This window comes from Maribacter chungangensis (assembly GCF_042676845.1).
Classification (GTDB): Bacteria; Bacteroidota; Bacteroidia; order Flavobacteriales; family Flavobacteriaceae; genus Maribacter; species Maribacter chungangensis.
In genome coordinates, this window is sequence record NZ_JBHTHY010000003.1 from 438,280 (window position 1) to 451,608 (window position 13,329).

General features: G+C 40.2%; 10 protein-coding genes. 7 read left to right on the top strand and 3 right to left on the bottom strand.

Features of this window, described 5'->3' with window-relative positions; all coding sequences use genetic code 11:
• Nucleotides 1-197: 197 nt before the first annotated feature.
• The 4 genes from mfd (at nucleotide 198) to ACFQZJ_RS01890 (ending at nucleotide 6,300) form a co-directional block, all read left to right on the top strand.
• Nucleotides 198-3,584 carry a transcription-repair coupling factor gene (gene mfd, locus ACFQZJ_RS01875; RefSeq protein WP_379931877.1) on the top strand — a complete coding sequence of 1,129 codons (3,387 nt, stop codon included), beginning with the start codon at nucleotides 198-200 and terminating at the stop codon, nucleotides 3,582-3,584.
• Nucleotides 3,585-3,694: 110 nt separating this feature from the next.
• The gene (locus ACFQZJ_RS01880) at nucleotides 3,695-4,933 is read left to right on the top strand and encodes a hypothetical protein (RefSeq protein WP_379931878.1); all 1,239 of its coding nucleotides are present in this window, start codon (nucleotides 3,695-3,697) and stop codon (nucleotides 4,931-4,933) included.
• Between the two features lie 133 nt (nucleotides 4,934-5,066).
• Nucleotides 5,067-5,873, top strand: a complete 807-nt coding sequence (locus ACFQZJ_RS01885; RefSeq protein ID WP_379931879.1) for a helix-turn-helix domain-containing protein — start codon at nucleotides 5,067-5,069, stop codon at nucleotides 5,871-5,873.
• A gap of 112 nt (nucleotides 5,874-5,985) precedes the next feature.
• Entirely contained in the window at nucleotides 5,986-6,300 is a 315-nt protein-coding gene (locus ACFQZJ_RS01890; protein WP_379931880.1) for a TerB family tellurite resistance protein, read from the top strand.
• 1 nt (nucleotide 6,301) lies between these two features.
• Here ACFQZJ_RS01890 and ACFQZJ_RS01895 read toward each other — a convergent pair whose 3' ends face one another.
• Nucleotides 6,302-7,141, bottom strand: coding sequence for a zinc-ribbon domain-containing protein (locus ACFQZJ_RS01895; protein WP_379931881.1), 840 nt, complete (start codon nucleotides 7,139-7,141; stop codon nucleotides 6,302-6,304).
• A 245-nt stretch (nucleotides 7,142-7,386) separates the two neighbouring features.
• On the opposite strand from ACFQZJ_RS01895, the gene ACFQZJ_RS01900 reads away from it, so the two are divergent.
• Nucleotides 7,387-8,712 (top strand): TlpA family protein disulfide reductase, encoded by a 1,326-nt coding sequence (locus ACFQZJ_RS01900; RefSeq protein WP_379931882.1) that lies wholly within the window; start codon nucleotides 7,387-7,389, stop codon nucleotides 8,710-8,712.
• Between the two features lie 14 nt (nucleotides 8,713-8,726).
• Here ACFQZJ_RS01900 and ACFQZJ_RS01905 read toward each other — a convergent pair whose 3' ends face one another.
• Together ACFQZJ_RS01905 and ACFQZJ_RS01910 are read right to left on the bottom strand one after the other, a co-directional pair.
• On the bottom strand, nucleotides 8,727-9,386 hold the full coding sequence (locus tag ACFQZJ_RS01905) for an aspartate kinase (RefSeq protein ID WP_379931884.1): 660 nt from the start codon (nucleotides 9,384-9,386) through the stop codon (nucleotides 8,727-8,729).
• A gap of 86 nt (nucleotides 9,387-9,472) precedes the next feature.
• Entirely contained in the window at nucleotides 9,473-9,832 is a 360-nt protein-coding gene (locus ACFQZJ_RS01910; RefSeq protein WP_379931885.1) for a YraN family protein, read from the bottom strand.
• Between the two features lie 187 nt (nucleotides 9,833-10,019).
• Between ACFQZJ_RS01910 and ACFQZJ_RS01915 the strand changes: the two genes are divergently transcribed.
• Nucleotides 10,020-11,507 carry a DUF1800 domain-containing protein gene (locus ACFQZJ_RS01915; protein ID WP_379931886.1) on the top strand — a complete coding sequence of 496 codons (1,488 nt, stop codon included), beginning with the start codon at nucleotides 10,020-10,022 and terminating at the stop codon, nucleotides 11,505-11,507.
• Nucleotides 11,508-11,518: 11 nt separating this feature from the next.
• Nucleotides 11,519-13,231 carry a DUF1501 domain-containing protein gene (locus tag ACFQZJ_RS01920; RefSeq protein WP_379931887.1) on the top strand — a complete coding sequence of 571 codons (1,713 nt, stop codon included), beginning with the start codon at nucleotides 11,519-11,521 and terminating at the stop codon, nucleotides 13,229-13,231.
• The last annotated feature ends 98 nt before the right edge of the window (nucleotides 13,232-13,329 follow it).

The window sequence follows — 13,329 nt, forward strand, 5'->3', positions numbered from 1 at the left end:
AATTATCAGTTCGTTTTGAATTCTGATAGTGTCATAGGATACTATCAATACTCATTTTCTCCTCTAATATAAAGTGCGAACTTAGTACTATTTAATGTTCAAAATTGGATAGAACAAACCAAAAAACCATATTTAAACACCAATCCTTGGTATAAACCTCCTTTAGAAACTATCTTTGTACCTCAATACCTTATTTTTTGTCAAAATTGACCATTCCCGAACTGTTTTCAACGGCTCCTAACGTACAGGAACTGCAAAACGCTATTGCCAAATCCGAACCTTCAAACCTCTTAAATGCCGAATTAAAAGGTCTGGTAGGCTCTTCGTTGTCCTTTGTTTTAGCGGAGGCGTTCAAAAAGGCAGAGGCTCCATTTCTCCTCATTTTCAATGACAAGGAAGAGGCGGCCTATTATTTAAACGACCTTGAACTTATTATCGGGGAAAAAGATGTGCTTTTCTACCCGGGCAGTTATCGTAGGCCCTATCAAATTGAAGAGACCAACAATGCCAATGTGCTGCTCAGGGCCGAGGTGCTTAACCGTATCAACTCAAGAAAAAAACCTGCGGTTATCGTAAGTTATCCCGATGCCTTGTTCGAGAAAGTAGTTACTCGAAAGGAGTTGGATAAAAATACCTTGAAAATACAATTAGAGGATACCCTTTCATTGGATTTCCTGAACGAGGTGCTTTTCGAATACAAGTTCAAACGTGTCGATTTTGTCACGGAACCGGGAGAGTTTTCCGTCCGTGGCGGTATTGTAGATGTGTTTTCCTTCTCTCACGATGAACCTTACAGGCTGGAGTTTTTTGGAGATGAGGTAGACAGTATACGTACTTTTGACGTAGAAACGCAATTGTCTACCCAAAAGGTAAAAAAAATTAGCATCGTACCCAATGTGGCCAATAAATTCCTAGAAGAAAAACGGGAAAGTTTTCTGGGTTATATATCAGACAAAACGATAGTATTCTCTAAAAATACAAGCTTATTATACGCTCGTTTGGACGATTTTTTTGAAAAGGCCCAAGAAGCGTTTACAAAACTGTCCGAGGACATAAAACATGCCGCACCGGCCGAGCTTTTTCTTAACGGCACGGCCTTTAAAGAGCAATTAAAGGACTTCGGCTTAGTTACTTTAGGTGGAAATGCGAACGATGTTTCGTCACCTGAGAAAATAATTGGTTTTGATACTACACCACAGCCTTCCTTCAACAAAAAATTCGATCTGCTTATACAGAACTTGAACGAATTTCATACCGCAGGTTTTGAAAACTTTATCTGTTGCGCAACGGATCAGCAAGCGCGGCGATTTAATGACATCTTTGAGGAGATATCAGAAAAGGTACACTACAAAACAATTGTCTTTCCCCTGCACCAAGGGTTTATAGCAAAAGACTTAAAATTGGTCTGTTATACCGATCATCAAATTTTTGAACGCTACCATAAATTCCACCTTAAGAATGGCTATGCTAAAAAGCAGGCTATTACGCTAAAGGAGCTTAACAAGCTGGAGATAGGGGATTATGTGACCCATATAGACCATGGCATTGGAAAGTTTGGCGGCTTGCAAAAAATCGATGTCGAAGGCAAAAAGCAGGAAGCCATCAAATTGATGTACGGCGAACGCGATATTTTATACGTAAGCATCCATTCCCTGCATAAAATATCCAAGTTCAATGGTAAGGATGGGGCACCCCCTAAGATTTATAAGCTTGGTTCCGGAGCCTGGAAAAAAGTAAAGGACAAGACCAAATCGCGCGTTAAGAAAATTGCATTTAACCTGATAAAGGTATATGCCAAAAGACGTTTGGAAAAAGGGTTCCAGTACGATCCGGACAGCTACTTGCAGAACGAGCTGGAAGCCTCTTTTATTTATGAGGATACACCAGATCAAGGCAAAGCGACCGAGGATATTAAGAAAGACATGGAAAGTGAGCGCCCAATGGACCGACTTGTCTGCGGTGATGTAGGTTTTGGTAAGACCGAAGTTGCCATCCGTGCGGCATTTAAGGCCGTTGACAATGGTAAGCAGGTAGCCGTTTTGGTGCCGACCACTATTCTAGCTTTTCAGCACCATAGGACCTTTACCGAGCGTCTAAAGGAAATGCCGGTGTCCGTAGACTACCTCAATCGTTTCCGAACCGCGAAAGAACGCAAGGAAACTCTAGCGAATCTTGAGGCGGGCAACGTCGATATTATTATCGGGACGCATCAACTGGTGAACAAGAACGTTAAATTCAAGGATTTAGGGCTTCTAATTGTTGATGAGGAACAAAAATTCGGGGTTGCCGTAAAGGATAAATTAAAGTCCATCAAAGAGAATGTAGATGTACTCACCCTCACCGCAACGCCTATTCCCCGGACCCTGCAGTTTAGCCTTATGGCGGCGCGTGACCTGTCTGTCATCACTACCCCGCCACCCAACCGCTATCCTATAGAAAGTGCCGTGATCGGTTTTAACGAGGAAACCATTAGGGACGCCATTGCCTACGAAATTGAACGTGGGGGTCAGGTGTTCTTTATTCACAACCGAATTGAAAACATTAAGGAAGTTGCCGGTATGATCCAGCGCCTGGTACCCGATGCCAAAGTGGGTATTGGCCACGGCCAGATGGAAGGCAAAAAACTGGAGACCTTAATGCTGAGTTTTATTAACGGCGAGTTTGATGTGCTGGTTTCCACCACCATCGTAGAAAGTGGATTGGACGTGACCAACGCGAACACCATTTTTATTAACAATGCCAATAATTTTGGATTAAGCGATCTGCATCAAATGCGGGGCCGTGTGGGTAGAAGCAATAAAAAGGCATTCTGTTATTTCATTACGCCGCCTTATGAATCCATGACCAGCGATGCGCGTAAACGTATTGAAGCGCTAGAACAGTTTTCCGAGTTGGGCAGTGGCTTTAACATTGCCATGAAGGATTTGGAAATTAGGGGTGCTGGAGATTTGCTAGGAGGCGAGCAAAGTGGATTTATTAACGAAATTGGCTTTGAGACCTATCAAAAAATATTGGCCGAAGCCATAGACGAACTCAAGGAAAACGAATTCAAGGACCTGTATGACGAGGTAGAAGGCGCAAAAGAAAAAATCTATGTAAAGGAAACCCAGATAGATTCCGATTTTGAACTGCTTTTCCCGGATGCCTACATCAATAATATAACGGAGCGCCTGAATCTGTACACAGAATTAAACCAGGTAAAGGACGAAGAAGAACTCCAAAAATTTGAAGCGCAGTTGGTAGATCGCTTTGGCGAACTACCGCCACAAGCCGAAGATTTGTTGAATTCCGTGCGTATCAAGTGGATCGCCAACAGCATTGGTATCGAAAAAATAGTGATGAAACAGGGCAAGTTGATAGGCTACTTTATTTCCGACCAACAGTCCGAATTTTATCAGACTGCTGCATTTACCAAGGTTTTAAAATTCGTACAAAGCAATCCCCAGAAATGTACCATGAAAGAAAAGAAAACCCGAAACGGACTGCGTTTACTGCTGGTTTTTGATGGAATTAGAAGTGTGGACAGGGCGTTTTTGGCCTTGCAGCCACTACAAACCGAAAAGTCTAAGATAGAGACGGTTTAACACTAAGTATTTTGGTTGAAAATCAAATTCTAAATAATAGAGAGATTTCAATTATTGTTTGGGGTTTTATAATCGTACTAATTTTACTTGTACAGCCGCAAACTAAAAAGATGAAAACGAGTTTTAAAAATCTTCTAAAGATATTTTTAAATTCAAAACTTCAGATTTTCTTAGCTTTAATGCTACTCTATAATCTGGCAATTGTGTATCTACTTGTCAAAGTTAACCTTTGGGATTTTAGTCAAATTAAGAATACTTTTATTTGGTTTGTTTCAGTTGCATTTCTTTCCCAATTTCAAATGAATGCTATTAAAAAAGATGGCAACTATTTGAAGCGAATCGTATTTGATAACTTCAAGTTTATTGCATTAGTCCAATTTGTTGTTGACTTCTATACCTTCTCATTGATTACTGAATTGATAATCATACCGGTAATGGTATTTATAGGAGTAATTGTGGTATTTTATGAACATAGAAACAAAGACTCAAAAGTTAAGAATTTCTTAGAAGGAGTCCTGTCTTTATTTGGTCTAGCACTTTTGTCTTATGCTATTTTTAAAGTCACTTCTTTACCAAATGAGTTTTTGAATAAAAATACAGGTTTGGATTTTGTCGTTCCTATTTTACTAACGATTCTGTTTATTCCATTTTTGTTTTTTATGGTTGTCACATCGTCTTATGAAAATTTCTTTATAACACTTGGGACCTACATTAAGAATAAAAGAAAAAGAGTTTTTGCTAAAATTATTGCAGTTATTGTTTTCAATGTTAGAATCAATCTTTTTCAAAGATGGATAAATAGTCTTTACCAGGAGAATACTGATAGTTATAAAGGTTTGATTCTGTCCTTAAAGAAAATCTTTAAAATGAGACGTGCAGAACGAAATCCTAAATTAGTAAACCCAAGAAAAGGTTGGTCACCTTATATAATAAAGGATGTTCTTAGGAACCAAGGTCTAGGTACTGGATATTACAAGGAGTCATCTTATGAAGATTGGTACTCATGTTCAGATTATTTAGAAATAGGAAACGGATTTTTAAATAGCAACATATCATACTATATCACAGGAAAAGAAACTACAGCAAAAAGATTAAAACTAGCACTTAATGTTAACCGTTTGGAGGATTTACAAGAAGCACACGAGGTGCTTTGCAAACTTGGAAAAATACTATTTTGGTACGCATTAAAAAGAAAACCTCCGATATGGTTGGAAAAATCTCTTTTAAGTGGGAAAGGAATGGAACGGAACATAGATTTTTATAGAGTTTCAATAATAAAAGAGGATTATCTTAACAAAACTTTTAATGGATATGAACTGTCATTAATCTTATCGGTTTTAGATTCCTAATTATAATTAAAAACACTCTAAACCACGTATTGTACTGTAATGCCGTGCTAATGTCGGGTCAAATCACGGAAAGTTCTTTGGTTTCGTTTTATCTTGAGCCTAACATTGTGGAATAATTTTAAATTCACACATTATGCAACAACCGGAATTAGGGAACAAGATTATCGCCTTACGCAAACAAAAAGGATTCACACAAGAGGAATTGGTAGAACGTTGCAACATCAACGTACGCACGCTACAACGCATAGAAAACGGCGAAGTCTCACCACGAAGTTATACCATCAAAACCATATTGTCAGCTTTAGACCACGATTATGAGGAGCTATATGGTGAGGAAAAGACGACAGCGAAAGATAGTATTGTCTTAGGCTCCGAAACCGAGGTCAAGTCTGTAAAGTTTTTATTGACCCTCGCGGCGATATCGGGTATTCTATATTTATTGGTAGGCCCTTTTGAGGCGTTTTTAGATTATTACAGGTTTGGGGGGGAGCGTATGGTATTTGGTCTTGGCGGACATGTCTTTATAAAAATAGTCTCCTATTTTAGCTACGCACTTTTCATATATGGTTTCCTTATCATAGGCAAATTATATCAAAATTACCTGATGAAAATTGCCGCCGTACTTCTTATTTCGGTATTGTTGCTTTTTTATAGCTACGATATCGTTTCCTTGTTTTACGCAAGCGTACTTCCCATTGAAGGTATACTCGTGGCGCAGTCCATTATCGTAGGAACACTAGGGTTGCTGTTTGGTATTTCCTTAATTAAATCGTCCAAGGAATGGGGTGTTTTGGGCTACGTTGCCGGTGGCTTGGAGCTGTTTACTGCGTTCTGCTTTCTAATCGTTATTTTGGCCTTGGTTGGTCTAGTTACTCAATTTCCTACGGTTATCGTAGAGGTGGTGCTTTTGATCAAGATTAGACAGATGGTCAAAAAATAACCATGGTTGTCGGGGCCTAATTTCATTGACCTATTTAAAAATTTACCTATAGATGGTTCCTAAACAGGTATTTGTTTTTATCTTGCAGCGCATCAATAAACTAACATTGTAAATGGAACTTAATTTAGCGGAGAAACTGGCTATAATAAAAATGATCTATTCCATGGTACATGCAGATGGTATTGTGCATAGCGGAGAAATCAACGAAGTTGGGAAGTTAATGAAACTCATTGATTTTGACAGCAATCAAATTCAGTATGCACAAAACATTGAAGAATCGCAAAGTGTTGCAATTTTACAAAAGATGACGGATGACAAAAAAAAGGGATTGACCAAAATCTTGGAGGATTTGGCAAAATCGGACGGCTTCGTTCATGAAAAGGAAATAGAACTCCTTAACAATGTGCTGGCTTCTATGGAGGTGTAGTCTAATTTAGATTTATACTAGAGTCTATCAGCGTATTTGTATCAGCTTGTTGGGCGGTATCACCGTAAAAAGGCAACAGTTTGTTCTTGTCGGCAAATCGTCCGCTTAAATCTGCATCAGTTGGTGTTTTAACCAAGACAGTGTTCCATCGGCCTTCTATACCTATGTAAATTTCAGTGACGTCCAGTTCCTGTTGGGATAGGCAGTCTTCTACAACGGTTAAAATGTCCTTTCTAAACTCCGGTTTTATCTTTTTTATATTTTCTACGCGGAGTAATACTAGTAATTTATCGTTCTGTTGTTTGGTAAAGTATCCTATTTCCTTGGTGTCCAGACCACCAAGTAAATCGTAGTCCACACATTCTTTTAACAGAAAGGAAACGGAATCTTTTTCGCGGTGCAATAGACTGCTCATTTGATCCATATCTGCAAGTAACAGTTCCATTCTGGCATCAGTTTTCACCGTGTAGGTGTCGTCTCCCTGGGACCTGAGATATACGCCGTAAAAAGACAAACTCATCATAATGGTAAAAAACAGCACTAGAATAATACAGCCGCATCCTTGCCATAGAGGACGCTTTGCCGGATTGGTCTGGTTTTCGCGGTCTAGGGCGCGCTGCATCTCGGGTGTGAACTCACTTAAGGAATAGGATTTTTTGCAATGCGAACATTCCGCCACATTCGTTTTGAAAAGCGGTATGATAGGGATCCAAAAAAAATGAAAGTACCTACTATAGGTGCTTACCACAAAAGAATCCTGCGTACTACAATACGGACAAACTGTTTTGCGAAGCTTACGCTGCTTTATTTTACTAGCCCTTGTTCCAAAAAAGTAAATCATAACTAATGCGTATAACTTTATTCAACGGCAAAAGTACAAGGTAGATTGTAGTACAAGCCCCCCTTTTTCAGGGATATTTATTTCTAATCTTAACAAGGGTCAAGACTCTTTTTTACGCTATACCTTAAGTTTCTTGGACCAAGCTGAAGTCCGATAGCTTTTAGACAGATGCCGTTTTCGTGCCTAAGAGTCCTTATATTTGACGTTAATTCTAATTAAGGTCTCATTTTTGGTATAGCTTGTATATGAAAACCCCATTAATAGTTCTTTTTATCTTTTTGTTTAGTCTAACCGGGCTGGCACAGCATTCCATATCAGGTAATTTTACCCCGTCTACCGATTTTAAATGGCTCATTTTATATCAATTAACGCCCGGGAGCCAGCGTTACGTTACCGATACGGCTATCAAGGAAGGCTATTTTAAGTTGGAATTGCCTGAGAATGCTTCCGTTGGCATGTACAGGATCGTGTATGCCGTGCCACAAGATGAGTTCTATATCGATGTGATTTACAACGGTAAAGAAGACATCGAATTTAATTTTAATCTAGAGGAAGGTATTCACGTAATAGCATCCGAAGAAAACAAGACCTATTACAACTACTTTTCCGAGATAAACACTGTAGACAAGGAGCTTTCTGATTTTTACGCGGCTAAAAACAACGATAAAAAGGAATTTAGCGAAATAGCAAAAAAAATCTCCGAGGTACAAGCCAGATACGAGGTTAAGGCGGGTGACTTATTGGTACATCAATTCGTATCGTCTAATTTACCGTACATACCTGAAACTTATGAGAATTTTGATACGTACAATACTATTAGGAAGAAACGGTACTTCGATGCTTTAGATGTTACTAATGCACTATTGCAGTCATCCGGTTTCTTAGAACAAAAGTTGTCCAATTATGTTTTTTCAGCGCTGCCTTCCAACGGGCAAAACAATGAACCCATACAAGATACTATTTTAGTTAATGTTGATGTGGTGTCCAAAAAGCTTAGCGATACACCGGTTCCGTTTAGAACTGAGGTGTTCCATGATTTATGGAAAACAGCAAGTGAAAACAATTTATACGCGGTATCAGATACTATTTTCGATGCTTATTTAAAGGATTTGGCAACGCAGAATGGAGACCAGGCCTTAGTTGATGCAATTGAACTTTCGTCTCGCTTAAGAATTGGGGCTGTTTCTCCTGAAATTTCATGGGAGGAAAATGGAACTACGAAAACGTTATTGGGGCTGCAAGGGGCGGAAAAGTATGTGCTTGTATTCTGGAGTAGTACCTGTTCGCATTGTTTAAAGGAGTTACCTTTACTACATACAGCATTGAAGACCTACGATAACGTAACCGTTGTTGCAGTTGGTCTAGAAGATGATGACACGTACTGGAACAAGGAGATAATGAACTTGCCCAATTTTAAACACGCGATTGCTTTGGGAAAATGGGAAAGCGATCACGCCAAGCTTTTTGGGATACAACAAACACCTACCTATTTTATTTTGGACACGGAAAAACGATTTTTGGCTGCACCGGAAGATGATAAGGAAGTGGTTGAATTTTTAGACAAAAATTAAAAAGGGACCAACCTTTAAAGCATCTTAAGATCTTTAATCGTTTTAAAGGCGATATCTACCTGTGCATCGTTTACGAGTATGGTAAATTCATTGGTAGTAGAAATCACTTCGTACAAAACAATCCCCTCCCACGCCAATCGTTGGAATATAAAATAGTAAATACCGGGTACAGAAACGTTTTCTGCAGGTAGCTTTACGGTGATGGAAGAAAGTTCCTCCGCTTTCTGAGTACATTTTTCGGCAGCGAAGAGTCGTTCTACGGTGTCGTCCATCACATTGCTGATGACAATGTTTATTTCGTTCACCCCTCTGGACGAGGTGTAAAACACATCTTGATTGGCGTTGATTTCCTCCAATAGTTTTGCCTGTTGTGCCAGAATATGGTCCGAGGCCAAGAAAGTATAGTCCGTTAAGGAAGACCGTACAGTGATTTCACCGATATTCTTAAGTACCTTAATGATTTTATGCGTGGCCCTAAACTCTAGATCGTCGGATAGGCGTTTAAGCGACATCACAATGGCTCCATTTCTAATTTCCTTGCCCAATTCTTCTTCGATTTCGGGTTTAACGATTCTCGAAAGGGATGTCAGGTTAATAATTCCCTGGGCAAGAGCACTTTGTAAAAAAGGTTTTTTCTTAATGTACTGTTCTACTACGGAAGAAATAGTTTTCATACGGGTCGGGTTATTTGCAAATATAACAACTTGTTACAAATAAAACAAAATGTGTTTTAAAATTGCCCTATGATTTACTAAGTATATCAGAAATGATAAAAAGCATTTTCCAGATGTTCGATTTCTAAACGGTGCTTATTTCTTAAGATCGTAATGATATCAAATCTAACTTCAAGGTCTATACCGGAGCTTTGTATGTAGTGGTCTGCCGCCATGACCAGCAATTTTATTTTTTTGGGCGTAATGGTTTCCGCTATATTTTCCAAATAATCGGACGTTCTGGAGCGCACTTCAACAATGGCAATGATATCATCTTTTTTAGCAATAATATCAATTTCGGCCTTTAGGTATCTATAATTCCTATAGGAAATGGTATAGCCTTTCTTTAGCAAAAAATCTGCGGCAATTTGTTCCCCTTCTTTACCAAATTCGTTGTGTTTTCCCATAGAATTGTTTCAAAAAGCTGTATTTCATCGAAAATATGAGCTCTTCAACGGTCATTTTCGATTTTACAATGTACATTCGAATGTCAGTTAACGAAAATAACAGGTTTAGCGTACTAAGCCAAATTTCGTTACGTTAGATAAGAGCCCCAACTCTATGAACGTAATTTACTAACGCCTTTTTAAGACTATGGAATATTTCATTAATTGTAATACTTCTACTCTTGCGCCGTACACAGTACCCCTGGACCAAACACGTGCTTTGCACCTATACCGGAGGCTAGGATTTAGCGCATCTGTGGAAACTATTCAGCAGGCAGTAGGTCAAAACGCAGGTACACTCGTAGACTCCTTGGTAGACCAAGCCTTGAATATGCCTGTTTTACCGGCTCCCGTTTGGGCAAACTGGAACAATGCAAATTATCCTGAGGATAACGATGCCAGAAGACAGTTGAGAAACGAACAGCGCGCCCAGTTTCGACTGGATTATGCAAATGGATTATTGAAAAACAATCTTCGTGACCGTTTGAGTTTTTTTTGGAGCAATCATTTTGTTACCGAGGTAGATGTATATAACTGTAACTCCTTTCTCTATCATTACATCAATTGTTTACAACGCAACGCCTTAGGGAATTTTAAGACCTTTGTCAGTGAAATTGGACTTACGAGCGCCATGTTGTTTTATTTGGACGGTGCTTTTAACAACGGCAACAATCCCAATGAAAACTATGCCCGTGAGCTATATGAGCTATTTACCTTGGGAGAAGGACAGGGTTATACGGAAGAAGATATTATAGAGACCGCCAGGGCGCTAACCGGATATGTAGAACGCGGGGAAGAGGGCTGTTCGCAGGTAACTTTTAGGGCGGACCGTCACGATGCCGGTACCAAGACCATTTTGGGACAGACCGGAAATTGGGGCTATGATGATGTAATCGATATCCTTTTCAATGAAAGGGCAGATCAAATCGCATTCTTCATCTCCAAGAAATTATATAAATTTTTCGTCCACCCAGATGCTTTGGCACCGGAGGCCGAGGCTATCTTAAACGGCATGGCCGCCACCATGGTCTCCAACAATTTTGAATTGGCGCCCGTGTTGAGACAGTTATTTAAAAGTCAACATTTCTTTGACGATGAGGCTATTGGTGTTATAATTAAGAGTCCGTTTGATCTGTACTTTAATACCTTAAACGAAACAGATTTCGCGTATACGGATACGAATATAAGCGAGGTGGTCAATTATAGCAGATTGTTAAGCCAGGAACTTTTTGACCCTTTTGACGTGGCCGGTTGGCAACGCGACAGACAGTGGATCAACAATAATTTTATAATAGGTCGTTGGCTTACCATGGAGAGTATCCTGGAGATGTTCTACCAACAGGATAACGAGCAGTTTAGACGTTTGGGACTGTCCATTACGGGTAACGTTGGTTTAACCACCTATAACCCCGATGTTGTTGCTAGATTGATTATTGATTTTATACTCCCAAAAGGACTTTTGGACGAAGGAGAGTATGATAAAGCCTTCGCTATTTTCAGGAGCGATGTAGAAGAAGTATATTTTGAAGGAGGGAACCAGGAATCCTGGACCTTGTTCGGTTGGCCCCAAGCCCCGTTCCAAGTATACCTTCTTTTACAATATCTAGCAAGACAACCTGAATATCAATTAAAATAACACCTACTACTATGTGCCATACACACCACACCCCTCATAAAGGATTACAACACGAAGGTCATGACGACGAACACAAATACTGGAGCCGCCGTTCCTTTCTACAAGCACTGGGAATAGCCGGATCCGGCTCCATGATGCTTGGTTCGAATATGCTTACTGCAAACGCGCCGTCTCCATTATCGGCCGGTATTGCTGCGGCTGAAACGGACAATATTCTTATTCTCATTCGCCTATCCGGTGGTAACGACGGTCTAAGTACCGTTATACCTATCGAACAGTATGACGCCTATGCAAATGCGAGGCCCAATATTTATATTCCTGAAAGCAAGGTGTTAAAACTCACCGATGAATTTGGCGTACCTTCTTATATGAGTGCATTGGAATCCCTCTGGGGCGAAGGTCAGTTTAAAGCGGCGCACGGTGTAGGTTATGAAGGCCAGAGTCTTTCACATTTCACGGGCTCCGATATTTTTGCCAATACCGATTTGGATACCAACGGATTCAGTGGGTTGAATACCGGCTGGATGGGAAGACATTTTGAAAATGTATATCCGGATTACCTTATTAATCCACCTGCAGCACCTGCGGCGATTCAAATTGGCCAGTTCGGTAATTTGGTGTTCCAAGGTGAAGAAACCAACTACGCGTTCACCACCTCAAATATTAATCAGCTAGAGGAAATTGCGGAATCCGGAGTTGTTTATGGTCTTGGAGACGAGCTTTTTAACGATTGTATGTACGGTGATCAGCTTAAATTTTTAAGGGGTGTCGCGAATACCACCTACGAGTATTCCGGAATTATCCATGATGCTTACGAAAGAGGTCAAAACCAAGTAGAATATCAAGACAACGGTTTTGCCAGACAAATGAAACTATTGGCAAAACTCATCAAAGGCAACTTGGGAACCAAAGTGTATATGATTTCCATGGGCGGTTTTGACACCCATGGTAACCAACCCTTGGCACATGAACGGCTTATGACCAATTTATCCGTTGCCGTGAATGCTTTTTATCAAGATTTAGCTTTTACGCAGCAAGATGATAAGGTGTTGAGCATGACTTTTTCCGAATTTGGACGTCGGATTTTTGAAAATGGCTCCAATGGTACCGATCATGGTAAAGCGGCACCGACCCTATTTTTTGGTTCCGGACTTAATGGTAGTGCTTTTGTTGGTGACCATCCTACCTTGGAAGATCCCGATGGTAGGGGAAATCTGGAATATACCATGGATTTTAGAGACCTATATGCCACGGTGCTGGCGGAATGGCTATGTGTAGACATTCCCTTAGTGGAACAACATTTATTGGACCACCCGTACGCACCGGTAAACCTAGGTTTTAATTGCAGTGGCGTGGATTTTCCGGATATTGCCTACAGTGACGGGGATGTAACACCACCAACGCCCGCAGACCCGGACGGAAGCGATCCGTCAACAGCCCCTTTCGACCCAAATCTTTTAAATGCCGTTGTGCATAAACCCTACTACCCAACGGACAGTACACCGCATATCTATCTGGAAATGCCATTTTCGGCTCATGTAGATATTCAACTGTTCAACATCTTGGGGCAAAATGTCGGAACCGTCTTTAATGAAATGATGCTAGAAGGTTCCACAGAAATCAATATTCGAGAACGCCTGCCCGAGCATTTATCTACCGGTAAGTACATTTATCGCATTAGTGTACAAAACCAAAGAATGAGCAAGTCCGTTATGGTAGCTTAAAATTTTCCCCACTATGTACTTAACCTTCGGTCGTGTCTTTTAGATGCGTCGAAGGTTTTGTTTTATGCAAATTCGCTAAATTAATACGTTGGCAACGG